The sequence below is a fragment of the Pseudomonas sp. BAY1663 genome (assembly GCF_000582595.1).
Lineage (GTDB): Bacteria > Pseudomonadota > Gammaproteobacteria > Pseudomonadales > Pseudomonadaceae > Stutzerimonas > Stutzerimonas stutzeri_AF.
In genome coordinates this window covers 12,139-36,686 of record NZ_AZSV01000044.1, presented here as the reverse complement: position 1 = coordinate 36,686, position 24,548 = coordinate 12,139, and the positions used below count along the sequence as shown (strand labels likewise).

The 24,548-nt window shown below is 64.0% G+C and carries 17 protein-coding genes, 1 tRNA gene and 5 pseudogenes; 13 read left to right on the top strand and 10 right to left on the bottom strand.

The window, feature by feature from the left end; all coding sequences use genetic code 11:
- Positions 1-1,150 (top strand): DUF4041 domain-containing protein (locus BAY1663_RS13575; RefSeq protein ID WP_037041708.1); only part of this gene is annotated, 1,150 nt, incomplete at its 5' end.
- A 185-nt stretch (positions 1,151-1,335) separates the two neighbouring features.
- Complete coding sequence (locus BAY1663_RS13570; protein WP_037041704.1) at positions 1,336-2,706, top strand: IS1182 family transposase; 1,371 nt, start codon at positions 1,336-1,338, stop codon at positions 2,704-2,706.
- A gap of 184 nt (positions 2,707-2,890) precedes the next feature.
- Here the strand turns inward: BAY1663_RS13570 and BAY1663_RS13565 are convergent, their stop codons facing one another.
- Genes BAY1663_RS13565 through BAY1663_RS13550 form a run of 4 tightly spaced genes read right to left on the bottom strand, consistent with a single transcriptional unit; the run spans position 2,891 to position 5,443 of the window.
- On the bottom strand, positions 2,891-3,589 hold the full coding sequence (locus BAY1663_RS13565) for a TraX family protein (RefSeq protein WP_037041702.1): 699 nt from the start codon (positions 3,587-3,589) through the stop codon (positions 2,891-2,893).
- Complete coding sequence (locus BAY1663_RS13560; RefSeq protein WP_003116628.1) at positions 3,586-4,026, bottom strand: YqaA family protein; 441 nt, start codon at positions 4,024-4,026, stop codon at positions 3,586-3,588. The genes BAY1663_RS13565 and BAY1663_RS13560 overlap by 4 nt, the downstream gene beginning before the upstream one ends.
- 1 nt (position 4,027) lies before the next feature.
- Positions 4,028-5,146 (bottom strand): nickel/cobalt efflux protein RcnA, encoded by a 1,119-nt coding sequence (locus tag BAY1663_RS13555; protein WP_003116627.1) that lies wholly within the window; start codon positions 5,144-5,146, stop codon positions 4,028-4,030.
- Positions 5,147-5,155: 9 nt separating this feature from the next.
- Entirely contained in the window at positions 5,156-5,443 is a 288-nt protein-coding gene (locus tag BAY1663_RS13550) for a metal-sensing transcriptional repressor (protein ID WP_003116626.1), read from the bottom strand.
- 100 nt (positions 5,444-5,543) lie between these two features.
- Here BAY1663_RS13550 and BAY1663_RS23870 point away from each other — a divergent pair, with 100 nt between their 5' ends.
- The 3 genes and pseudogenes from BAY1663_RS23870 (at position 5,544) to BAY1663_RS13540 (ending at position 7,342) form a co-directional block, all read left to right on the top strand.
- Positions 5,544-5,885 carry a hypothetical protein gene (locus BAY1663_RS23870; protein ID WP_124209411.1) on the top strand — a complete coding sequence of 114 codons (342 nt, stop codon included), beginning with the start codon at positions 5,544-5,546 and terminating at the stop codon, positions 5,883-5,885.
- A gap of 56 nt (positions 5,886-5,941) precedes the next feature.
- A pseudogene (locus BAY1663_RS13545) lies at positions 5,942-6,665 on the top strand (HupE/UreJ family protein).
- An 11-nt stretch (positions 6,666-6,676) separates the two neighbouring features.
- On the top strand, positions 6,677-7,342 hold the full coding sequence (locus BAY1663_RS13540) for a hypothetical protein (protein WP_003116624.1): 666 nt from the start codon (positions 6,677-6,679) through the stop codon (positions 7,340-7,342).
- 52 nt (positions 7,343-7,394) lie between these two features.
- Here BAY1663_RS13540 and znuA read toward each other — a convergent pair whose 3' ends face one another.
- A complete protein-coding gene (gene znuA / locus BAY1663_RS13535; protein ID WP_010791789.1) occupies positions 7,395-8,366 on the bottom strand; it encodes a zinc ABC transporter substrate-binding protein ZnuA in 972 nt (323 codons plus the stop codon).
- 443 nt (positions 8,367-8,809) lie between these two features.
- A tRNA-Arg gene (locus BAY1663_RS13530) sits at positions 8,810-8,886 on the bottom strand.
- A gap of 329 nt (positions 8,887-9,215) precedes the next feature.
- Between BAY1663_RS13530 and BAY1663_RS13520 the strand changes: the two are divergent.
- A pseudogene (locus BAY1663_RS13520) lies at positions 9,216-9,912 on the top strand (cytochrome b/b6 domain-containing protein).
- 49 nt (positions 9,913-9,961) lie between these two features.
- Here the strand turns inward: BAY1663_RS13520 and BAY1663_RS13515 are convergent.
- Positions 9,962-10,414, bottom strand: a complete 453-nt coding sequence (locus BAY1663_RS13515; protein WP_037041692.1) for a cytochrome c — start codon at positions 10,412-10,414, stop codon at positions 9,962-9,964.
- Between the two features lie 312 nt (positions 10,415-10,726).
- On the opposite strand from BAY1663_RS13515, the gene gabD reads away from it, so the two are divergent.
- The 5 genes from gabD (at position 10,727) to BAY1663_RS13490 (ending at position 18,294) form a co-directional block, all read left to right on the top strand.
- Positions 10,727-12,175, top strand: a complete 1,449-nt coding sequence (gabD, locus tag BAY1663_RS13510; protein ID WP_037041690.1) for an NADP-dependent succinate-semialdehyde dehydrogenase — start codon at positions 10,727-10,729, stop codon at positions 12,173-12,175.
- 157 nt (positions 12,176-12,332) lie between these two features.
- Positions 12,333-13,544 carry an HDOD domain-containing protein gene (locus BAY1663_RS13505; RefSeq protein ID WP_037041687.1) on the top strand — a complete coding sequence of 404 codons (1,212 nt, stop codon included), beginning with the start codon at positions 12,333-12,335 and terminating at the stop codon, positions 13,542-13,544.
- A gap of 249 nt (positions 13,545-13,793) precedes the next feature.
- Complete coding sequence (locus BAY1663_RS13500) at positions 13,794-15,899, top strand: 3-hydroxyacyl-CoA dehydrogenase NAD-binding domain-containing protein (protein WP_037041685.1); 2,106 nt, start codon at positions 13,794-13,796, stop codon at positions 15,897-15,899.
- Between the two features lie 43 nt (positions 15,900-15,942).
- Positions 15,943-17,139: an acyl-CoA dehydrogenase family protein gene (locus BAY1663_RS13495; protein WP_037041683.1), complete on the top strand. Its 1,197-nt coding sequence runs from the start codon at positions 15,943-15,945 to the stop codon at positions 17,137-17,139.
- Positions 17,140-17,151: 12 nt separating this feature from the next.
- Positions 17,152-18,294: an acyl-CoA dehydrogenase family protein gene (locus tag BAY1663_RS13490; protein ID WP_037041681.1), complete on the top strand. Its 1,143-nt coding sequence runs from the start codon at positions 17,152-17,154 to the stop codon at positions 18,292-18,294.
- 206 nt (positions 18,295-18,500) lie between these two features.
- On the opposite strand, the pseudogene BAY1663_RS26020 reads toward BAY1663_RS13490, so the two are convergent.
- Positions 18,501-19,853: pseudogene (locus BAY1663_RS26020) on the bottom strand (spinster family MFS transporter).
- Between the two features lie 130 nt (positions 19,854-19,983).
- A pseudogene (locus BAY1663_RS13480) lies at positions 19,984-20,875 on the bottom strand (serine aminopeptidase domain-containing protein).
- Positions 20,876-20,975: 100 nt separating this feature from the next.
- Between BAY1663_RS13480 and BAY1663_RS13475 the strand changes: the two are divergent.
- The gene (locus BAY1663_RS13475) at positions 20,976-21,554 is read left to right on the top strand and encodes a TetR/AcrR family transcriptional regulator (protein ID WP_037041679.1); all 579 of its coding nucleotides are present in this window, start codon (positions 20,976-20,978) and stop codon (positions 21,552-21,554) included.
- A 193-nt stretch (positions 21,555-21,747) separates the two neighbouring features.
- On the opposite strand, the gene BAY1663_RS13470 is transcribed toward BAY1663_RS13475, so the two are convergent.
- Entirely contained in the window at positions 21,748-22,530 is a 783-nt protein-coding gene (locus tag BAY1663_RS13470; protein WP_037041677.1) for an IclR family transcriptional regulator, read from the bottom strand.
- Between the two features lie 196 nt (positions 22,531-22,726).
- On the opposite strand from BAY1663_RS13470, the pseudogene BAY1663_RS13465 reads away from it, so the two are divergent.
- Positions 22,727-24,350: pseudogene (locus tag BAY1663_RS13465) on the top strand (long-chain fatty acid--CoA ligase).
- The last annotated feature ends 198 nt before the right edge of the window (positions 24,351-24,548 follow it).

Here is a 24,548-nt window from a genome sequence, read left to right as displayed (position 1 = left end):
GCAAGATGCAGCTGCGCTCGCGCAACGCTCCTCTGACTTGCAGAGGGAGATCCTCGTCTGGGAAGAGACACTGCTTCTTGAAAGCTTTGCGCTCTACGAGCCCAAGTTCAAGTTGAACTCCAGCCATGAGTACAAAGCCCGACTGGTCGGGGTTCGCGAGCAGCAGAAAGCCTTAATCAAAAGTGGAACGGCAGCGAGTGGAAACACTAACTGGGAGGTGAATGGGAGCAAGGTAGAAGGTCGGAAGCTGGTCAACGACATGATCAAGTTGGTGCTCCGATCATTCAACAATGAAGCTGACTACTGCGTCGACAATGTAAAATTCGACAACGTAGAGCTGGGCGAAAAGCGCATTCTGAAGTCCTTCGAAACCTGCAACCGTCTCGGCAGAGTGATGTCCGTTGAGCTATCTCGGAAGTACCTGAGCCTCAAGATTGACGAACTGCACCTTGCCTATGAGTTTCAGGTTAAGAAGCAAGAGGAAAAGGAAGATGCCAAGCGCGCCCGAGAAGAGCTGCGGGAACAGCAGAAGCTAGAGCAGGAGATTCGCGCCGCTCGGGAGAAGATCGCTAAGGAGCGCAAACACTTCGCGACCGCAATGCGCGAGCTACAGGCTCGCTTGGAAAAGGCACAATCGGAGGAGGAACGCGCGCCGCTTGTGGCCAAGTTGGCAGAGATTGAAGCAGGTCGCGCTGCGCTGGAAAGCGAAGAGAAACTTATCGACTATCGCGAACAGAACGCCAAAGCTGGCTACGTTTATGTGATCTCCAACGTCGGAGCATTCGGGGAAGGAATTTACAAGATCGGTATGACCCGCCGCCTGGAGCCAATGGATCGCGTCGATGAGTTAGGTGATGCGTCGGTGCCATTCTGGTTTGACGTACATGCGATGGTTTTCTCGGATAACGCCCCAGCATTGGAAGCAAAGCTTCATGAACGTTTTGCGGCCGGTCGGTTAAATAAGGTTAACGGGCGCAAGGAGTTCTTCCGCGCCGACATTGCTGAAATAGAGGCGGTCATTCGAGAAAACTACGATGCTGCTGTCGAGGTCACTCACGAAGCTCCAGCAGAGCAGTATCGAGAGAGCCTACGGATGGAATCACCCAAGGCTACAGTTCAGCAATTAGAACCAGCTGCAGCACAGAGCTGAATCCCCGGTTTCGTAGGTACCTTCAAGCCTTAAATGGAAGTCCTCTAAGTCTCTGCATGATCGGCCGCTTCTGGCCGAAAGCAGAGGATACGGCAGGTTGCAATCGGCCGATTCTGTTGAAAAAGTAGCTGCTTCCCCATGCCTTCGGCAGAATTGCCCTGTCAGCGAGCGCGGGGGCGAACAGCATGATGGGGCAGTTACCGGGAGGACAGCAGCGCCTGTTCTACTCGTTCAATCTGGAAGATCACGTCCCGGCCCAACACCTCCTGCGCAGCATCGACCAGTGCTTAGATCTCAGTGATCTGCGCGCCTACCTGGCAGATTTCTATAGCCCCATCGGGCGCCCCTCGATTGATCCGGAGTTAATGGTGCGCATGCTGGTCGTCGGCTACTGCTATGGCATCCGTTCCGAGCGGCGATTGTGCGAAGAGGTGCACCTAAACCTGGCCTATCGCTGGTTCTGCCGACTGGGCTTGGAGGATGAAGTACCCAATCATTCGACCTTCTCGAAGAATCGCCATGGACGTTTTCGTGACAGCGATCTGTTCCGCTGGTTGTTCAATGAGGTGCTGCGGCGCTGCATGGCGGCCGGTCTGGTCAAGGGTGAAGGTTTCGCCGTCGACGCCAGCATCATCAAGGCGGATGCCAGCCGGCAACGTGGGGTAGCGGGAGATGAAGTCGATTGGAGTGATCCAAAGCTCAGCAGCCGCGCCGTACGCGAGTACCTCGAAGCCCTTGATGAAGAGGTGTTGGCTGAAGCCCTCCCCAAGAAGATTTCGCTCACCGATCCGCTGTCTCGTTGGACAGCAGCGCCAGGCGGCCCGGCTTACTTTGCCTACTCCACCAACTACCTGATCGACACCGAGTATGGCGTGATCATGGATGTGGAAGCGACTCCGGCGCATCGTACCGCCGAGGTTGATTCGACTAGGACGATGGTTGAGCGTGTCGAAGCGCAGTTCGACCTCACACCGGAACGCCTCATCGGCGACACCGCCTATGGCACTGCGCCGATGCTGGCCTGGATGGTCGAAGAGAAGAACATCGAGCCGCATGTGCCGGTGTGGGACAAGACCGAACGCAAGGACGACACCCTCTCCAGTAATGACTTCCACTGGAATCAGGAGGCCAATGAATACCGCTGCCCAGCCGGCAAACCGCTGCGCAGTGCATGGCGCAACTTCACCCAGCAAAGATCGCGGGTGACCAAGGCCAACACCATCATCTACCGCTCCAGCCAAACCGACTGCGCCACCTGCCCGCTGAAAGCGAAGTGCTGCCCCAATACCGCATTTCGCAAGATCGCTCGGAGCATCCATGAAGCGACCCGTGACGTGGCGCGACGCATCGCCAAGACGCCGGAATACCTCGTCTCTCGTTGCGAACGGAAGAAGGTGGAGATGCTGTTCGCCCACCTCAAACGGATCATGAAACTGGACCGTTTACGACTGCGTGGACTGACGGGTGCGACTGACGAATTCACCTTGGCGGCGACCGTGCAAAACCTGAGACGTATGGCCAAGCTACTGCCTCACGGGCCGCCGATCACGGGATAGGTGCGCCTGCGGCGAGCAGAAACCCTCGAATTAACCCTCAGACCTGGGCAAAAAAGCTCAGTGAAACGCCGAAAGGCAACTTGAAGTGGCTTCCAGCCACTTCGACAGCAGGCACATTCGACCGGCCGGCTGCCGCTAAACCTACTTTTTCAACAGAATCGGCCAGAAGCGGACAAACGCCCTTTCAGGGGCTCACCAGGTATATGGCTGCCAGGTGACCTGGATAGAACCAGTATCCCCATCGTCCAACAGGCCAAGGACGGAGAGAGCTGGATTGCCGCAACAGGGCAAGGCCAAATGGCGCAGCGGCACCAGCCATAACGAACATCGCCACCGTCTCCGGTGTGCCCCCCCAGCCTTCCAACCAGCGATTACGACTGTTGGCCAGAATGGCTAGTACGGCAGGCAGCCACCACCAACGCATGCCTCGCAGCCCAAGCATAAAGGCAGCAGGCAAAATCACACCGACTAAGCCGTACATCAGTTGATGATGGAAAAGTATCGCAAGGACCAGCGCTCCAGTAGCCAGTAGCAGGCTGTTCCGGTCCGCGTGATGGACGCCCCAAGCGACCAGCAGACCAAGTAACAAAGTCGGCATCACGTTGAGCGTCGCACTTTCCGGTGAGAGTTCACGGTACGGCAATTCCGAAATCAGGGAGAACACCAGCAACCAGCCGAGGTAGCGCGCATTTCCTTCGCTGAATAGTTCGCCGGGGCGGGTTCTGGTGACGTTGGCTGCGATGCTCAGACAGAACAACGGAAAAGCGAGACGACCTATGATGAACAGGCCGTAAGCGTCAGGCCACAAATAGCGCAGGTGGTCGATCAGCATGCTGAGCATGGCCAACCACTTGACCAGATCGAGCCCCGCATCGCGCCTCATCCCAACACCCCGAACGCCAACGCCGCCAGCGCCAGGTAACGCCCCGCCTTGGCCACCAGTACGATCAGCAGAAAGCTCCAGAACGGCTCACGCAGCATGCCGGCAATAACGGTCAACGGGTCGCCAATGATCGGCGCCCAGCTTAGCAGCAGTGACCAGCGCCCATAGCGGTGGTAGGCCCGCTGAGCACGTAGCAACTTGTCATCCGCTACCGGGAACCAGCGTTTATGGCGGAAGTGCTCGATGTAGCGCCCCAGTAGCCAGTTGATGATCGAGCCAAGTACGTTGCCAACCGTAGCCACTACCAGCAACAAGGCCGGAGATTGCTTGCCTGCCAGCAGCAAGCTGGTCAACACCGCTTCGGACTGCATTGGCAGCAGAGTGGCGGCCCCAAAGGCTGCGACGAACAACCCCAGGTAGGCTGAGAAGTCCCACATTTCAGGTATTCAACCCTGCCCACCCGTGCAGGCCGACATAGATGCCCACTCCGATGATCAGCAGGCTGGACAGGTACGGAGCGCGGCGCGCTACCGCACCCAACCAGGGCCAGCGGTTGGAGGCATGACGCGTGCCAATGGCTGCCGCTACACCCACAGCCACCAGGGTCAAGGCCAAACCGACACTGAAGCTGAGCACCAACACCGCACCAAGCGTGACTTCCTTGACCTGTAGGCAGAGCAGTAGCACGGTGATAGCCGCAGGACAGGGAATCAGTCCTCCCGTCAGGCCGAAGAGAATGACCTGCCCAGTACTCACGTTGCGGCTGGAGAATCGCCGACGAATATCGTTGGCATGGGCTCGCTCATGGGCGTCCTGATAGCCATCCAGTGACAGCTCCAAGCCGTCCAGGTCTGCATGGGCATGTTCATGAAACGCCAGGTCATAGTCGTGGGAGTGGCCACCATGACCGAGGCTCAATCGCACGTCGAATTCGTGCGGTTCTGGGATCTCATCCACGGACTCCAAATAGCCATCGCGCTCGGTAAAAGCGAAGCGCCGCATGCGGCCGTTGGCGCGGGTCGTCTGTAGCCAGGCATCTGTGGCCTTCCAGGGCTGACCGCTGATCGTACGTAATCGCCAACGCGGAGCGACACCTTCCTCGAAAATTGACAGCTCGATGCGCCCGTGACCGGTGTCGATACGTCGCGTTTCGTCGTGCGCATGGTCATGCGAGTGAGGATGATCACCTTCCTGTTCGAAGCGCCACATCTGCTCTCCACGCCAGGTGCGCCAGAGCATCCACAGGGCGATGCCGATGATCAGAACCGCCGAGGCTAGCTGGAAGTATGGCTCGGTCGTCTGGGCGTCGAGGTTTTGACCCAGATACATACCGCCGATGGCAACCAGCCAGACCACCGCTGTATGCGAGGCCGTCGCAGCCAGACCCAATAGGATGGCCTGACGGACAGAGCCACGGATCGCCACGATGAACGCCGCCATCATGGTTTTCGAGTGCCCAGGTTCCAGGCCGTGCAGGGCACCTAGCAGGATGGCGGTGGGAACATACAGCCAAGCCTGGCTGGCCCCCTGTTGCAAGAGTTCGGCAAAGGACGACATGGCGGGGGCTCAGAGGTACTTGGTGATCTGCTTGAATTCTTCAAGTGGCGCCCGCTCACCGTTGGTGAGAGCGCCGACCGTGTGCTCCAGGCAGTGGTCGATGTGATCCTGAATCAGCGTGCGTTTGGCCTGACACACCGCTTTCTCAACCGCATGCAGTTGCTGGGCAATGTCAACGCACGCGCGTCCATCTTCGATCATGCCAACAATGCTGCGCAGATGGCCTTCGGCACGCTTCAACCTTTTGATGATTTCCTTATGACTTTGGTGCTGATGTTCGTGTTCGTGCTTGCTCATCGCGGAGCCTCGTGCAAGGATAATCGCCATCGCATCCTATCCCCCTGGGGGGATGCGTCAAACCAGGCAATCCTCCTGTCGAGTCGCAATCAGTCCGTCGATGCTGAGCCAAATTGCTACATGCCGATTTCTTTCCGCTCTGGCACTACTGTCGATGTTGCTGTGGGCGGGGCATGCGTTTTCCGGCTACGGAAAAATTGCGCAAGTGGGCACCATCTCTCATCAGCACAGCCATGATGAGGACCTGAGCGAACAAGATTTTCAGCTCTGGGGAGACCATCAGCACTCGTCGTTGATGGCCGACCATGTCCATGAAACCCCGCACCTCTCGGCCTGGCTGCCGACGCCTCAATACCTAGCGGCGGAGCAGCCATTGACTGCCGGCCCACTGCGCTTGCCCAGTGGCCACAGCACGCGGATAGAACGTCCCCCTCGATTCTGAGTATCTCTTCGACTCTGGCCCTCGTGGCCCAGACTTCATCAACTCAGGATCTACCTATGCATTCGCTATCTCTTCGCGGTAATGGCGCCTTGCGCCGACCGTTCCTGCTCCCCCTATTGGCATTCGTTCTGTTGCTGATAGGCATGCCAGAGGCTCTTGCCCATGGTGTTCCCGAAGGCGACAAAGGCTTCATCCAGGAAAGCACAGGGGTGTTGCTGGTGCCGTTCGTGTACATGGGCGCCAAGCACATGATCACCGGCTACGATCACCTGCTGTTCCTGTTCGGGGTGATCTTCTTCCTCTACCGCCTGAAGGACGTGGGGCTGTATGTCACGCTGTTCGCGGTCGGCCACTCGATCACTTTGCTGTTCGGAGTGCTAAGCAGCATCAGCATCAGCCCTACGTGATCGACGCCATCATCGGTTTTTCGGTGGTGTACAAGGCACTGGATAACCTGGGTGCCTTTCAGCGCTGGTTTGGCTATCAGCCCGATACCCGTGCGGCCACGCTGATATTCGGCCTGCTGCATGGCTTCGGCCTGGCGACCAAGATTCAGGAGTTCGAAATCTCGCCGGATGGCCTGATCGCCAACCTGATCGCCTTCAATGTCGGCGTCGAGATCGGTCAACTGCTGGCCCTCGGCACCATCCTCATTCTGATGGGCTACTGGCGGCGTACCGCCAGCTTCTGGCGCCATGCCTATACCGCCAACGTTGCATGATGAGCGCCGGTTTCCTGCTGATGGGTTACCAGCTCACCGGCCTGATCGTCTCTCAGTAAGGAATTTCCATATGTTCAATAGCAAAGCCCCAAGCCTCAACGAACTGCCGAGCAGTCAGCAGTTGCTGCGCTCCACCGTCATTGCCCTGATTGTCGCCATCGTCCTGTTGGTCACCGTGGTGATGCCTTCGGAATATGCCATCGACCCGACTGGTGCGGGACGCATGCTGGGCCTCACTCAGATGGGCGAGATCAAGCAGCAGCTGGCCGAAGAGGCCGCTGCCGAGGTCGCCGCGCTGGTCGTGCAGGCGCCTGCGGTGGTTCAGCCCAGCACGCAGCCAGCCCCCGAGGTGACAACCGAAGTTGCTCAATCGTCCGCGCCCGTAGCGCCGGCAGCGCCGGAAGTGGCAGGTCTGAAGCACGAGATGAGCATTGACTTGGCTCCCGGCCAGGGCGCCGAAATCAAGCTGGAGATGATCAAGGGCGCCAAGGTCAACTACTTCTGGACGGCCAATGGCGGCCAGGTCAACTACGACACCCACGGCGACCCCTACAACGCACCGCGCGACTTCTACCACGGGTACGGCAAAGGGCGCTTCACCCCGGAAGACAGTGGCGTTCTGGAGGCGGCTTTCGACGGCAAGCACGGCTGGTTCTGGCGTAACCGAACAGACAAGTCGGTCACCGTCACTCTGCGCACCCAAGGAGATTACATCGCCATCAAACGCGTGATCTGAAAACAAAACCGGCCCCTCATGGGGCCGGTTCTGCCAGCGTCGTGCGATGATCTTAAAGCCGCTCCAGGCAACCGGCCAGATTGCTCCCCAGCGCCTCCAGTAGACGCTCATAGCCCAACGCGTCGACCTTCACGTCATAGCCAAGCGGATCAAGCTCGGCCAGCCTTACTGGCAACCCTTCGCTGAGCGTCTGCGCCAGACGAGGCGGAATGGGCGGCTCGCTGAACACGCAGCTGGCTCCTGCCAGTTCCAAGCGCTTGCGCATATCGGCAACTTTTCTCGCACCTGGCTGAACATCGGCGCTTACAGCGAATACCCCTGCATGCCTCAGGCCGAATGCCTCCTCGAAGTAGTCGAAAGCTTCATGGAAGACGAAGAAGGGTTTGCCGGCCAACGGTTTGAGGCGATCCTCGATCTTTTCGTCCATGGCCGCCAGACGTTGATCGAATGCTGCCAGATTTGCCTGGTAGCGAGCGGCGTTCGCAGGGTCGATGCTGGACAGATCGCTCGCCATACGCGAAGCGATCTTGCGTGCATTGTCGGGATCAAGCCAGAGGTGAGCATCAAGTGCCCCTGGGCGATGTAGTTCGTCGTGCTCGCCAGCCTCTGTCCCTTCGTCATGCACATCAGTGTGCTCCTCTTCGTGCTCGTCAGCGGGTTCTTCGTCGTGCCGATGTTCTTCACCAAAGCGACGCAGGTGCAGCCCACTGATGTCCTGGACAGCCAGAGTCATTGCCCTACGGCCTTCCAGAACTCTTGGCAGGAACGTTTCAAGATCCGGCCCGATCCAGTAGAGCAAGTCTGCCTCTCGCACGTTGCGAATGTCAGAAGGACGCAGTGTGAAGTGATGGGGAGATGCCCCTGGCGGCAGGAGTACACCGGGTTTGCCGACTCCGTCCTGTACGGCAGCGGCAATCAACTGGAGAGGCTTGATACTGGTCAGTACGCGGACTTCTGCAAAGGCAGGCGCAGCGAACAGCAATCCCAGCATCACGCTGGAGAAGTGGGTCAGCAAGCGGTGCATTGAGGCTATCTCGCAAGGATATCGTTACGGAATAACATATCAAAATCACTTGCAGTCTTCAGCCATCCCTGAATGACATGGCGATCTCACAGAACCCCAAAACCTTTCAATCGGGCTAGCTCCAAGGACCGCTTGTGGCCGATTGCAGCCGCGTGAGCCAGGGTTGACAGTTGGATCCGGTTGAGATTGTTCCTGCTCGTATAAGGCCAGGGTACGATGGAGCTAGTGCTCACGCAGCTGCCGAGGCGCGGCATGTGAACAGGCCGGGCGGCACGGTTTAGGCACAAGATTGGCACAGCCCGAAAAGCCACTGATAAATGGCGCAGAGGGCAGTACTCATCGCGGCCATAGCGGCTGGCATGGGGGGAGATTTTGCGGGAGGAACCGATTCGGGTACCGAATCGGCGAAGCCTTAGGGAAAAGGCTTGTAAATCAAGGAGATATGGCGCACCTGGCGGGATTCGAACCCACGACCCTTGCCTTCGGAGGGCAATACTCTATCCAGCTGAGCTACAGGTGCGTATTTGTTGCAGAGACCTATTTGACCGCTAGCTTCCGAGCTTCTCAACCCGATGATCACTGCCTTCGGAGGGCAGTACTCTATCCAGCTGAGCTACGGATGCGTTGCGGGGCGCAATCATACGCATGTCCTCCGCGGGCGTCCATGCTGGCGGTGCTTCGGGGCGCGGGGGTATTCGCAAGCGCGTGTGTGGGCGTCGGGGCCGGTGCGCGATGTGGCCGGAGGCTCTATTGCGGGAGCCGCGAGGCTGATTCGGGGCGGGGCGGCTGTTACCCTTGCAGCGGTTGCGGCCGCGGGCCGGGTTTCGCAAGCTGTCGGGGGGAGTCGGGATGTCGAGTCATATCAAGCTCTGGGATGCGCCGCTGCGCGTGTTCCACTGGTCGTTCGCCGCGGCGGTGATCGCCGCCATCGTCACCGGCTGGGTCGGTGGCAACCTGATGCCCTGGCACGGCCGGCTGGGGCTTGTGGTGCTGGGGCTGCTGGTGTTTCGCCTGCTGTGGGGCTTCGTCGGGTCGACCTATGCGCGCTGGTCGCGGATCTTCGCCGCGACGGTGGGCGTGCGGGATTACCTGCAGGGCAACTGGCGGGAGGCTGGCCACAATCCGCTGGGCGCGCTGTCGGTGCTGGCGCTGCTGGGGCTGGTGGGCTTCCAGGTGGTCAGCGGGCTGATGGCGACCGACGATATCGCCTTCCAGGGGCCGCTGTACGCGCTGGTTGGCAGCGATACCGGCAACTGGCTGAGCGGCCTGCACCGGCAGGCGAAGTGGCTGTTGCTCGGGCTGATCGGCCTGCATCTGGCGGCGATCGCCTGGTACGGGCTGGTCAAGCGCAAGCCATTGGTGCGGGCGATGATCGCCGGGCGGATGCGCCGCGAGCATCCGGCGCAGCGGGATGCCCGGGGCGGCTCGCTGGCCACGGCGCTGCTGGCCGTCGTGCTGGCGGTGGGGGGTGGTCTGGGGTGTGCAGTCGGTGGCCGGCAGAATGCAGCCACCACCTGCGGCGCCGGCGCCTAGCCTGGATTGGTAGGGCGCTGCCGGTCGGTTCTGGCCGCCCGGCAAGGCGCGAGGGCGCGGGCTCAGTCGGCGCGGAATTTGTCGTGGCAGGATTTGCACGAACCGCCGACGTCGCCGAAGGCCTTCTTGATCGCGGCCTGATCGCCCTCGGCGGCGACCTTGGCGAGCTGGTTGGCGGCACTGGTGAAGGTGCGGCCGATGCGCCCGGCTTCGTCGAGGTTCTGGAAGAACTCGGGCTTGAGGCGGGTCTCGTTGCCCAGCTGCGCGGTGGTGGTGTCCGGGCTGTAGAGGCTGCCCATGCCGGAGTTGGCGATGGCGGCGATGGCGTTGGCGGCGGCGGCGACCCTGGCCTGGTCGTAGGGCTCCTTGCCGTCGATGACCTGGGCCTTGATCTTGCCCATGTTCCAGGCCATGAACTGATAGCCGGCCTGGCGGGTTTCCACCATCTCTTCGGGTTTCAGTTGCGCCTGGGCGGCAGCGCTCGCCAGCAGGACGGCCGCCGCGGCGCCTGTCATCAATGCTTTCACGGTAACTCCTTATCGATCCATGGTTGTCGGCGGCTGGTGCCGCCCGCGTGGAACTATACCCCGCCCAGTAGTGCGGTTTGGGTAACAAGGCGTAACAGACCGCGCAGGCATCAGGCTGGTCAATGGCACGACAACGCCGAGCGTCATGAGCTTGCCGCCCGGCCGGCTGCGGTCCTAGCATGGTCGTTCGCAGTGCAATGCGACGGCGGGAACCGGGCGGCGAAGGACGGTTCAGATGCTCGTCGCGTTCGCCAAACTTTCCGCAGCGGGCCTGCCGCTACGATGCCCGAGGAGACTGCCATGCAACTCAAAGACCCTTCCCTGTTCCGCCAGCAGGCCTATGTCGATGGCGCCTGGCTGGATGCCGACAGTGGCCAGACCATCAGCGTGAACAACCCGGCCACCGGCGAGATTCTCGGTACGGTGCCGAAGATGGGTGCCGCCGAAACCCGCCGTGCCATCGATGCCGCCGAGCGCGCGTTGCCGGCCTGGCGCGGGCTGACCGCCAAGGAGCGCTCGCAGAAGCTGCGCCGCTGGTTCGAGCTGCTGATGGAGAACCAGGACGACCTCGGCCGGCTGATGACGCTGGAGCAGGGCAAGCCGCTGGCCGAAGCCAAGGGCGAGATCGCCTATGCCGCCTCCTTCATCGAGTGGTTCGCCGAGGAAGCCAAGCGCATCTACGGCGACACCATCCCCGGCCACCAGCCGGACAAGCGCATCCTCGTCATCAAGCAGCCGATCGGCGTCACCGCGGCGATCACCCCGTGGAACTTCCCGGCGGCGATGATCACCCGCAAGGCCGGCCCGGCGCTGGCGGCCGGTTGCACCATGGTGATCAAGCCGGCTTCGCAGACACCGTTCTCGGCGCTGGCGATGGCCGAGCTGGCCGAACGCGCCGGCATTCCCAAGGGCGTGCTCAGCGTGATCACCGGCTCGGCCGGCGACATCGGCAACGAGCTGACCGCCAACCCCAAGGTGCGCAAGATTTCCTTCACCGGCTCCACCGAGGTCGGTGCCAAGCTGATGGAACAGTGCGCGCCGGGGATCAAGAAGGTCTCGCTGGAGCTGGGCGGCAACGCGCCGTTCATCGTCTTCGACGACGCCGACCTCGATGAGGCGGTGAAGGGCGCCATGCAGTCGAAGTACCGCAATGCCGGGCAGACCTGCGTCTGCGTCAACCGCATCTACGTGCAGGATGGCGTGTACGACGCCTTCGCCGAGAAGTTCCAGGCGGCGGTGGCCCGGCTGCGGGTCGGCAACGGCCTGGAGGAGGGCACCGACATCGGCCCGCTGATCGACGAGCGCGCCGTGGCCAAGGTCCGCGAGCACATCGAGGATGCCGTCGCCCAGGGCGCGCGGCTGGTGGCCGGTGGCCAGGCGCACACGCGGGGCGGCAGCTATTTCGAGCCGAGCGTGCTGGTCGACGTGCCGGACAGCGCCAAGGTGGCCAAGGAAGAAACCTTCGGCCCGCTGGCGCCGCTGTTCCGCTTCAAGGACGAGGCCGAGGCGATCGCCAAGGCCAACGACACCGAGTTCGGCCTGGCTTCCTACTTCTATGCGCGCGACCTGGGCCGCGTGTTCCGCGTCGCCGAGGCGCTGGAGTACGGCATGGTCGGCATCAATACCGGGCTGATCTCCACCGAAGTGGCGCCGTTCGGCGGGGTGAAGTCCTCCGGCCTCGGCCGCGAAGGCTCCAAATACGGCATCGAGGACTATCTGGAAATCAAGTACCTGTGCATGGGGATCTGAGGAGTCGTGCGCCAGCCAGCCCGATCGCGTGGCTGGCTCTTTGCTATTAACGCGGTAAAATCGCGGCCCCTTGCGGCGGCGCACGCTCATCGGATGTACCATTGCAGCTGCCCGAGCGCTTGCTAGGCTGGGCAGTGGCCCTTCATCGAGCAGCGTTGTGAGCATCGCGTCCCACGTTTCCTTTGTCCTCGTCGCCTACAACGAGCCCTGGCGCGCCGATCAGCTTTGCCAGCTGGTTCGCGAGTTGCGCCCGGGCGCGCGCGTGTTGCCGGTGAACGATGGCCAGGCGGCGTTGACCGCCTGCAAGAGACAGGTGCCGAGCCTGCTGATCGCCGATGGCGAGCTGGACGGCCTCGGTGGTGTCGAGCTGCTGCGCGAGCTGCGCCGCCACCCGCCGACGCAACGCCTGCCGTGCATCCTCATCAGCGAACGTACCGACGCCCCCAGCGTGCGCGCGGCACTGCCGCTGGCGCCGGCAGCCTACCTCGGCAAGCCCTGTGACCTGGACGATCTGCGCCGGCGGCTGGACAAGTTGCTGCCGCGCTCGGCCGGGCGGGCGAGCCGGGCCCTGCGCGAACCGGCCGATACACTGGACAGTTTTCTCGAACGCATGCGGCAGAACAATCGTGGCGCGCCGCTGCTGGAGACGGTGCACGCCGCGGCGCTGCGCCTGCAAGCCGGCGACCAGGATCTCGACGAACTGGACGAGCTGCTTGCGCGCGACCCGCAGGTGACCGCGCGGCTGATCAGCGTCGCCAATGGCAGCGGGGCGCACCGGAATACACCGTGCCTGACCCTGGGCCAGGCGCGCCAGTGCCTCGGCAGCAAGCGCAGCCTCAATCTGGTGGCGGAGCTGGCCCTGCAGCACAACGCCCGGCTGGCCGAGCCGCGGCTGGCCGAGCTGGCCGGGCGGCTCGGCGAGCAGGCGCTGCAGACGGCGAACCTGGCCCGTTGGCTGGCCCGCCAGCTGAAACTGGACGCCGAGCTCTGCTACACCGCCGGGCTGCTGCAGAATATCGGCGAACTGGCCCTGCTGCGCAGCCTGCAGGACTGGCTCGACGGGGGCGGCGAGCTGCCCGAGGCTGCCTTGCAGCGCGCCCTGCGCGAGCGCGCTGCCGGTTACGGTTCGGCGTTGCGCACGCAATGGCGCCTGCCGCTGGGGCTGCGCCAGGTGATCAGTGCCTACTACACGCTCGGTGCGGGGGCATTCAGCCGCGAAGCGCTGGTGCTCAACCTGACCCGTCTGCTGGCCGAGCTGCCGACCGAGGCCGTGCCGGCCAGCCTGGTGGGAGAACGCACGGTGCGCCTGCTGCGCCTCGATCCCGACCTGCTGAGCCGCGCCCCGCTGGGCAGAACCGCTGGCCACTGAGCTGCCGCCGGCCTTCTTGGCGACCATTCCGCCGGCTTATAACGGCCGGTCCGCCATCGTCCGCCGAGCGCTTGCGGTCAGCTAAACCCCGTCCTGCCTGCCGATCGATCTCCTAAGCTGTAGTACCCGGCATGCGTCCGGCGAGTGCCCGTCGTCTCTCGACAGTCAGAAATGACTTGGTTATTCTGCTGTGCGAAACATGATTCCGTGAAATAACAATTCCAATCCATTCACACAGCGGAGGCCTACATGACGGAAGTCGTACGGCTGGAAAAACGGGGCGAGATCGCCTTGATCACGGTCGACAACCCCCCGGTCAATGCCCTCGGGAAGGCGGTGCGCCAGGGGCTGCTGCAGGCCTTCCGGGCTGCCGAGGCGGATGCCGCGGTGCGCGCGGTGGTGCTGGCCTGTGCAGGCAACACCTTCATCGCCGGCGCCGACATCAAGGAGTTCGGCAAGCCGCCGCAGGCACCGGCGCTGCCGGACGTGATCGACGCCATCGAGGCCTGCGGCAAGCCCAGCGTCGCGGTGATCCACGGCACCGCGCTGGGGGGCGGCCTCGAAGTCGCGCTCGGCTGCCATTACCGCATCGCCCGCAAGGACGCCCAGGCCGGCCTGCCGGAAGTGAAGCTCGGCCTGCTGCCCGGTGCCGGCGGCACCCAGCGGTTGCCGCGCCTGGCCGGGGTGGCCAAGGCGCTGGAGATGATCGTCAGCGGCCAGCCCATCGGCGCGGCCGAGGCGGTGGCGCATCGCATCGTCGACGAGCTGTTCGAGGGCGACGTCGCCGAGGCCGGCCTGGCCTATGCCCGGCTCATGCTCGAGGAAGGCCGCGTGCCGCGCCGCACTGGCGAGCAGACCGTCGGCCTGGAAGGCGCCGACAATGCCGGGCTGGTCGCCGCCAAGCATGCCGAAGTGGCCAAGCGCATGCCCGGGCTGTTCTCGCCGCTGCGCTGCATCGCCGCGGTGGAAGCCGCGACCCGACTGCCGCTCGCCGAGGGCCTCGCGCGCGAACGCGAGCTGTTCCTCGAATGCCTGAACTCGCCGCAGCGCGCGGCGCTGGTGCACGCCTTCTTCGCCGAACGCCAGGCGAGCCGGATCGCCGACCTGCCGGCCGACGTGCAGCCGCGCGCGATCGATACCGCCGCGGTGATCGGCGGCGGCACCATGGGCGTCGGCATCGCCCTGTGCTTCGCCAATGCCGGGGTGCCGGTGAAACTGCTGGAAATCGATGAAGAGGCGCTGCAGCGCGGCCTGCAGCGCGCCCGTGATACCTACGCGGCCAGCGTCAAGCGCGGCAGCCTGACCCCCGAGGCGATGGAAGAACGCCTCAAGTTGGTCGAAGGCGTTACCGAGTACGCCGCGCTGGCGGATGTCGATGTAGTGGTCGAAGCGGTATTCGAGGACATGGCCGTCAAGCAGCAGGTCTTCGAGCAACTGGACGCGGTGTGCAAGCCCGGCGCGATCCTCGCCTCCAACACCTCGTCGCTGGACCTGAACGCTATCGCTGGCTTCACCCGGCGCCCGCAGGACGTGGTCGGCCTGCACTTCTTCAGCCCGGCCAACGTCATGCGCCTGCTGGAAGTGGTGCGTGGCGAGAAGACCAGCCATGCGGTGCTGGCCAGCGCCATGGCCATCGGCAAGCGGCTGAAGAAGGTCGCGGTGGTGGTCGGCGTGTGCGACGGCTTCGTCGGCAACCGCATGGTCTTCCAGTACGGCCGCGAGGCGGAGTTCCTGCTGGAGGAAGGCGCCACGCCACAACAGGTCGACGCTGCCCTGCGCAATTTCGGCATGGCCATGGGACCGTTCGCCATGCGCGATCTGTCCGGTCTCGACATCGGCCAGGCGATCCGCAAGCGCCAGCGCGCGACGCTGCCGGCGCACTTAGATTTCCCCACCGTCTCGGACAAGCTCTGCGCCGCCGGCATGCTCGGGCAGAAGACCGGCGCCGGCTACTACCGCTACGAGCCCGGCAACCGCACCCCGCAGGAGAACCCCGAACTCGCGCCTATGCTGGAAGCCGCGTCGCGGGAAAAGGGCATCGAGCGGCAGACGCTGGACGAGCGGTACATCGTCGAGCGCTGCATCTTCGCGCTGGTCAACGAAGGCGCCAAGATTCTCGAGGAAGGCATCGCCCAGCGCTCCAGCGACATCGACGTCATCTACCTCAACGGCTACGGCTTCCCGGCCTTCCGCGGCGGGCCGATGTACTACGCCGACAGCGTCGGCCTGGACAAGGTGCTGGCGCGGGTAAAAGAACTGCACGCGCGTTGCGGCGACTGGTGGAAGCCGGCGCCGCTGCTGGAAAAACTGGCCGCCGAAGGCCGCACCTTCACCGAATGGCAGGCCGGCCGATGAACGCCGCCGACCTGTATTCCGAACGCACCATGAGGACCTTCCCATGAACGTCAACTACACGGCCGAAGAGCTCGCCTTCCGCGATGAAGTGCGCGCCTTCCTGAAAAGCGAGCTGCCGGCGGACATCGCCGCCAAGGTCAAGCTCGGCAAGCACATGTCCAAGGAAGACCACCAGCGCTGGCAGCAGATCCTGGTCAAGCGCGGCTGGTATGCGCCGGGCTGGCCGGTGGAGCTGGGCGGCACCACCTGGGGCCCGGTGGAGAAGCACATCTTCGACGAGGAGTGCGCCGCCTTCGGTGCACCGCGCACCGTGCCTTTCGGGGTCAACATGGTCGCCCCGGTGATCATCAAGTTCGGCACCCAGCAGCAGATCGACCACTACCTGCCGCGGATTCTTTCCGGTGAGGACTGGTGGTGCCAGGGCTATTCCGAGCCGGGCGCCGGCTCCGACCTGGCCAGCCTCAAGACCCGCGCCGTGCGTGACGGCGACCACTACGTGGTCAACGGCCAGAAGACCTGGACCACCCTCGGCCAGCACGCCAACATGATCTTCTGTCTGGTGCGCACCGACCCCGAGGCCCAGCAGCAGCGCGGCATCAGCTTCCTGTTGATCGACATGAGCACGCCGGGCATCAGTGTGCGGCCGATCATCACCCTGGACGGCGACCACGAGGTCAACGAAGTCTTCTTCGACAACGTCCGCGTACCGGTGGAAAACCTCGTCGGCGAGGAAAACCAGGGCTGGACCTGCGCCAAGTATCTGCTGACCCACGAGCGCACCGGCCTGGCCGGCATCGGCGCCTCCAAGGCGGCGCTGGCGCATCTCAAGCGCATCGCCATGAAGGAGGTCTGCGACGGCAAGCCCATGCTCGAAGACCCGTTGTTCCGCGCCCAGGTCGCGGAAGTCGAGATGCAGCTGATGGCCATCGAGATGAGCACCCTGCGCATCCTTGCCGCAGCGAAGGAGGGCGGCGTACCTGGCGCCGAGTCGTCGATCCTCAAGATCAAGGGCACCGAGATCCGTCAGGCCATCACCCACCTGCTGCGCAAGGTCATCGGCCCCTACGCGCTGCCGTTCCTCGAGGAGGAGCTGCAGCTGGACTACGACGGCGAGCCGCTGCACGGCGACTACAGCGCGGCGCTGGCCGGCGACTACTTCAACATGCGCAAGCTGTCGATCTTCGGCGGCTCCAACGAAATCCAGAAGAACATCGTCTCGAAGATGATTCTCGAGCTGTAAGGGGGCAACGCCATGGACTTCAAACTGACCGAAGAGCAGCAGATGCTGCAAGACACCGCGGCGCGCCTGGTGCGCGACGCCTATCCGTTCGAACAGCGCGAGAAGTTCAGCGAGTCCGAGCTGGGCTTTTCCGCCGAATTCTGGTCGCAGCTGGGCGAACTGGGCCTGACCGCGGTGCCGTTCTCCGAGGACATCGGCGGCTTTGGTGGTAGCGGCGTGGAAACCATGCTGGTGATGACCGAACTGGGTCGCGGCCTGACGCTGGAGCCGTATCTGCAATCGGTGATCCTTGCGGGTGGCCTGATCAACCAGCTCGGCTCCGATGCGCAGAAGCAGGACCTGCTGCCCCAGGTCGCCGCCGGTTCGCTGCAGCTGGCGGTCGCGTTCGACGAACCGCAGAGCCACTACAACCTGAACGATGTACAGACTCGCGCCGAAGCGGTCGACGGCGGCTATCGGCTCTCCGGACGCAAGGCCGTGGTCATCGGCGGGCACAGTGCCGGGCAGATCATCGTTTCCGCGCGCACTTCCGGCGACAGCCGCGACGAAACGGGCATCAGCCTGTTTCTCGTCGACCCGGACGCCGAAGGCGTAAGCCGTCGCGTCTACCCGACCATCGACGGGCGCAAGGGCTGCGAGCTGTTCCTCGACGACGTGCAGGTGGGTGCCGAGGCGCTGCTTGGCGGGCTCGGCAGTGCCTTACCGGCGCTGCGCTACCAGCAGGGCCGCGCCATCGCCGCGCAGTGCGCCGATGCGCTGGGCAGCATGGACGAAGCCTGCAAGCTGACCCTCGACTACCTGAAGACGCGCAAGCAGTTCGGCGTGCCGATCGGCAAGTTCCAGGTCCTGCAGCACCGCATGGTGGACATGCAGACCGAGCTGGAGCAGGCCACCAGCATGGCGATCCTCGCCGCGACCTTTGCCGATGGCGAAGACAACGACGAGCGCAGCCGTATCATTGCGGCCGCCAAGTACATCTGCGCCCGCGCGGCGCGCAAGGTGGCCGAGGAAGCGATCCAGCTGCACGGCGGCATCGGCATGACCTGGGAATACAACCTCGCCCACCACGCCAAGCGGCTGGTGATGATCGCCCACCAGTTCGGCGACGACGACCATCATCTGCAGGCCTACGCGAAGCTGATGCAGGTGGCCTGAGCGGCCGATCGGCTTGACGAAAAACCCGCTCCCAGGAGCGGGTTTTTCAATGACTGGGGGGGGATGCCGGCGACGTGCTCGAGCCGGGCGTAGGGTGGATAACGCGAAGCTTATCCACCGTTTTTCACCCCGGCATTCGATGCCGCGCCGTCGGTGGAAAATGCTTCGCAGCTTTCCACCCTACATGGCTGCGGCGGCAGCGGTGATCAGACCGGCTTGGCCTGCGCCTCGGCGGTCGTGGCGCCTTGCGGCTTCCATTGCTGCAGTCTATCCAGGCTGCCGCGGTAGTGCTTGAGGCCCATGCCGAGCAGGATGATCGCACCGACCAGGGCGATGCCGGTGACCACCAGCAGCGAGTAGCGCAGCGCCATGTCGTCGCCGAAGACGAAGTCGGTGCCCAGCGCCACGGCGGTCGGGCCGACGCCGAGACCGACCAGGGTGATGACGAACAGGTACACCGCCGAGGCCTGGCCGCGCATGGAGTTGGGCATGATCTCCTGGATCGCCGCCGGGCCGACGCCGAACGGCATGGCGATGGTGAACACGTGCAGGGCGATCAGCGCCAGGGCCAATTGGCCGTCGCCGACCAGGTAGACCAGGTTCAGCGGCAGGGTCAGCGCCGCCGAGACGATGGCGACCCGCAGCGGCGCATCGCGGTAGCCGCGCCGGTGCAGCAGGTCGCACAGGCGCCCGCCGGCGATGATGCCCAGCGAACCGGCGATCGCCACCACCGAGCCGTAGAGCACGCCGACCTCGCTGGCCGACCAGCCGTAGGTGCGGATGAAGAAGGTCGGAATCCACGCCGAGCTGCCATAGGCGGCGAAGGCAGGCAGGCGAAGCCGAAGTTGTGGCAGAGCACGGTCTTGCGGTTCTGCCTGATATAGGCCGCCACCTCGGCAAGCGGTACCTCGATGCCAGCGCCGACGCCTGGCGCCGCGGCTCCTTGATCAGCAGCAGCACCGCGGTGAATACCACGCCGGCCGCGCCGAGGATGAGGAAGATCAGCTGCCAGGGACGCACTTCGCCGATCACCGGCAGCAGCACGTCGCCCTGCGCCGAGGCGAACTTGACCACCAGCCGCCGAGCAGGAAGGCCAGCCCCGAGCCGATGTAGATGCCCATCGAGTAGACGCTCATCGCCGTGCCGCGCAGCTTGGGCGGGAAGCTGTCGGCGATCAGCGAATAGGCCGAGGGCGACAGCGCCGCTTCGCCGACACCGACGCCGATGCGGAAGGTGAGGAAGTGCCAGAAGGTTTTCGCCGTGCCGCACAGCGCCGTCATCAGGCTCCACACCAGCACGCCGATGGCGATGATGCCGCGTCGGCTCTTGCGGTCGGCCAGGCGGCCGATCGGCACGCCGCAGACGGTGTAGAACACGGCGAAGGAGAAGCCCATCAGCAGGCTCATGTGGGTGTCGGTGATGTCGAGGTCACGGCGTATCGGGGCGACCAGCAGGTTGAGGATCTGCCGGTCGACGAAGGACAGGACGTAAGCGAGCATGAGGATGGCGACTGTCAGCCAGGCGCGGGTGCTCGAAGGGTAGCCGTTATTGTTGTTCATGGACGAGGCTCCGTTTGGCGAGGGGCTGCAACCAGCCCAGCCTCACTTTTTCGGAGATCGCCTGAATCGGCAAGCGGAATAACTACCGCATATGTTTCGAAATATGATGGTTATGTTCCGCTGTGCGGAATTAATTACAAGCCGCTGTCGCTTCGGCGCGGCGCTCGTGCAGCTCGGGCAGCAGGTGCGCTTCCCACAGGCTCGGTTGGAAGGCCTGGCGGAAGAAACCGAAGTGGCCGATGCGCGTGGCGCCGATTTCCGCGGGGGCCAGGCGCCGCATGGTCTTCGGTGCCGACGTGTAGAAGCCGTGCAGCGACTCGGTGTTGCGCGCCGACATCATCTCGTCGTCGGTGAAGGAGAGCGACAGCAGCGGCGTCGTCACCGCGGCGAAGGCGCGCCGTACCGGCTCGCCCTCGGCGCCGACCAGGTAGTCCGGATGCAGGCACCAGCGGCGCCACTGGCGGATCACGCCGGCCGGCAGGTCGCCGACCGCGCCGATGCGCGCGCCGGGAAAATAGCCGGCCAGGGCGGTCAGCGCCGGCGCCAGGCCGTGCCAGAGCAGCCAGGCCTGGCGGCGGATCTGCGGGCTGTTCTCGCGCCAGTAGCCGCTGCCGGCAGCGATGGTGATGATGCGCGTCAGCCGCTCGTGGCCTGAGACCAGCGGCAGTACCTGGCGCCCAGGCTGTGGCCGAGCCAGTACAGCGGCGTGTCTTCGGCCGCATGGGCGGCCTGCGCGAGCATGGCGCTGCAGTCATGGCGGGCCCAGTCGAAGATGTCGACGTCCAACCGGCGCAGCGAGGTGCGGCGCGACTGGCCGATGCGACGTAATCGAAGGTCACCGCGAGGAAGCCGCACGTGGCGAGCCAGGCGGCGAAATCACTGTAGAAACGCTGCTTGACGCCGATGGCTGGGGCGATCAGCACGACGCCGCGCAGGGCACCGGCCGGTCGATACCAGTGGCTGGCCAGCAGATGGCCGTTGCCGTTGTCGATCGCACGCATTTCAGGCTGTATCGTCGCCATTTTTGTTGTTCTCCGCTTCTGAGATGGCCCTAATCGGTGCAGTATACGAATGACAGAAGATAATTCTAGAAAAATATTCTAGTTATGGATGGGAGGCCGGATGGCCCGTAGTACCCGCAAGCAGCAAATCCTCCAGGCCGCGCTCGCCTGTTTCAGCGAGTCCGGCGTGGATGCCACCACCATCGAGATGATCCGCGATCGCTCCGGGGCGAGCATTGGCAGCCTCTACCATCACTTCGGCAACCGCGAGCGGATCATCGGTGCGCTCTATCTGGAGGGCATCGGCGAGTACGCCGCGCTGCTGGAGGCTGGCCTGTTCGAGTCGCTGGACGCCGAGGCCTGCGTGAAGCTGTTCGTCACCTGCTACGTCGACTGGGTGGTGGCCAATCCCGAATGGGCGCGCTTCATCCTGCACAACCGCGGGCGCGTCGAGGCGGGCGAGATGGGCGAGCGGCTGCGCGACTTCAACCGCGAGCACGGCGGTCGCATCGCCGCGATCCTGCGCCGGCATCGCGAGGCGGGTGCGTTCAAGGCGATCCCGGGGGAGTGCTTCGTCTCGGTGGTGATCGGTCCGGTGCAGGACATGGCGCGCAACTGGCTGGCCGGACGCAGCAAGGCGCCGCTGGCCGACTACCGCGAGCTGCTGGCCGAGATCGCTTGGGACAGCGTGCGCGCCTAGCGTAAGTGCTCGCGCTGGAAGCGGAAGGGGCCTGTAGGAGCGAGCCATGCTCGCGAACCTGGCCACGAAAAAGCATCGCGGGCACGGCCCCACGAGGCCTTTGCGGCAATGCGTTTCACGGTGAAATAGCTGAACGCCACGGGAAGGTATGCGTTCTTGCGTAGGGTGCGCCCACGGCGACGGCTCCGGGGACCTAGACGCCCAGGCTTTCGATATCGCGGGCGAGCATTTCCAACTGGTGCGCCAGCGAGGCCTTGAGGGTTTCTTCGGTGAGCTGGAAGGACGGCGCGCCGCAGGTCAGCACCATGATGCTGCCGTCGGCCAGGTGCAGCGGCACGCCGGCGGCCATGACGTTGCGGTCCCAGTCGCCCAGCGAGAGGCAGAAGCCGTGCTGCGCGAATTCCTCGAACGAGGCCTGCAGCGAGCTTTTCACCGCCCCCCAGCCATCGCCGTATTTGCTCGCCAGCGCGGCCATCAGGTGCTCGCGCTCCTTTTCCGGGGTGGCGGCGAGGAAGGCGCGGCCGGCGGCGGTGGTGGCCAGCGGCAGGCGCACGCCGGCGTCCATGCGCAGGGTGGTGACTTCCGCCGGGCGGCAGTTCTCGACATAGATCATCGACAGCCGGTCGCGGCAGGTCAGGCCGACGGTGGTGTTGGTGCGCCGGGCGAAGTCGTCCATGTACGGCTTGGCCAGCTGGCGCACGCGCAGGTTGGAGACGTAGGCGTAGCCCAGCGCCAGCACGCCGGAGTCCAGCTGGTACTTCTCCAGCTGTTGCGAATAGCTGAGGTAACCGAGCTTGGTCAGCGTGTAGGTCATGCGCGACACCGTCGGCTTGGGCAGCCCGGTGATGCGCGCGATGTCCTGGTTGCCCATGACCACCGAGCCGTGGGTGAAGGCCCGCAGCACATCCAGGCCACGCGACAGGGCCTCGACGAATTTGCGGTCCTTGGGGTTCTCGTTGTCTTCGACGTCGGTCATGGGGGCGGTCTGTCTGTGGTGGCAGCGGGGGCGAACGATAGCAGATCGCCCCGGTGGTCGGCAGTGCCACCGTGCGCAGCCCTGGTTGGCAAAGCGGCCATGTGGCCATGATTGCAGCGGAAAACCTTATCGCATAGTATCGAAAACGACATCATATTTCGCACAGTAAAACAATAATTCGCTATGGAGGTGTCGGATGTCCCTGCCCGCCGAGGGTTATGTCGCCGCTCAGCTTGCCGCCGAGCCCCTGCACAACGTGCACGACCTGCTGGCCAAGGCCGTGCACGCCCATCCGCACTGGAAGGCCTTCACCTGTGGGGATACCACCCTCACCTGCGCCGAGTTCGAGCGGCATGTCGACGCCTTCGCCCGTTTCCTGCGGCATCACGTGGGGCTGCAACCGGGCGAGCGGCTGGCGATCCAGCTGGGCAACTGCCTGCAGTATCCCGTCGCCACCTACGCGGCGCTCAAGGCGGGGCTGGTGCTGGTCAACACCAATCCGCAGTACACCCGCGGCGAGGCGTTGCACCAGTTCAGGGATTCCGGCGCCAGGGCGCTGCTGGTGGTCGAGCCGCTGCTGCCGCTGATCCGCAGCCTGCGCGGCGAGACGGCCATCAAGCAACTGATCGTCGCCCGTGCCGACGATTTCGAGCGCCCTCGCCACGAGATCGACGAGCCCGGTGCCGTGGGTTTCATGCAGGCGCTGCGGCTGGGCGAGCAGTGCCCGCCGCTGGACAGCGTCGCCGACCTCGAACGGCTGGCGCTGCTGCAGTACACCGGCGGCACCACCGGCGTTTCGAAGGGGGCGATGATCAGCCACCGCAACCTGCTGGCCAACGTGCTGCAGTGCAAGGAGCTGTTTCTGCGCCCCGGTCTGATCGAGCCGGGCAAGGACATCCGCATCGCGCCGTTGCCGCTGTACCACATCATGCGTTCGCCACCAACATGCTGATCTCGGTGGGTCTCGGCATCCACACCGTGTTCGTCCGCGATGCGCGCAACCTCGACGAACTGGTGGCGGCGATGAAGCACCATCGTTCACCCTGATGAACGGCATCAACACCCTGTTCGTCGGGTTGATGAGCCATCCGGAGTTCGACAGCATCGATTTTTCCCGGGTGAAGTACGCCAACTCCGGTGGCGCGCCGCTCAACAGCGCCATCGAGCAGCGCTGGTTCGAGCGTACCGGCACGCTGATCCGCGAAGGCTTCGGGCTGACCGAGACCTCTCCGGTGGTTTCGACCGCGACGCCGGTGACACCGCACAAGCCGGGCTGCGTCGGCCAGCCGCTGGTCGATACCGAGATCCGCGCGGTGCGCGACGACGGCAGCGAGGCGCTGCCCGGTGAGCCCGGCGAGCTGTGGGTGCGCGGGCCGCAGGTCATGCAGGGCTACTGGCAGCGCCCCGAGGAAACCGCCCAGGCGCTGACCGCGGACGGCTGGCTGAAGACCGGCGATATCTGCACGATCGACGAGGACCGGCTGCTGAAGATCGTCGACCGCAAGAAGGACATGATCCTGGTGTCCGGCTTCAACGTCTTTCCCAACGAGATCGAGGACGTGCTGATGCAGCATCCGGCCGTGCGCGAATGCGTGGCCGTCGGCGTGCCGGACGCGCGCAAGGGCGAGGCGGTGAAGGTCTATGTCAGCCTCAAGGAGGCCGGCGTCGACGGCGAGGCGCTACTGCGGCATTGCCGGCAGTTCCTGACCGGCTACAAGGTGCCGGGTTTCGTCGAGATCCGCGACGAGCTGCCGAAGACCGCGGTGGGCAAGCTGCTGCGCCGCCAGCTGCGTGACGAGGCACGCGCCGCCGCAGGTTGATCGGTGCCTCTATATATAAGTGCCGGGGCGACGAATGGCGCTGCCGGGCGGCAGCCCTGCCGGCGCCGCACGGTGCCTCGCGAAGCCGCGGCAGCCGGGTGGAAAAATGATTCCGCGCTTGTTGCTCGGGGGGCTTTCTGATATAAAGCAGCGCTCTTTTCTAGGGGCCCGGTATCTTCGTTCCCAGCGTGGCCGGTA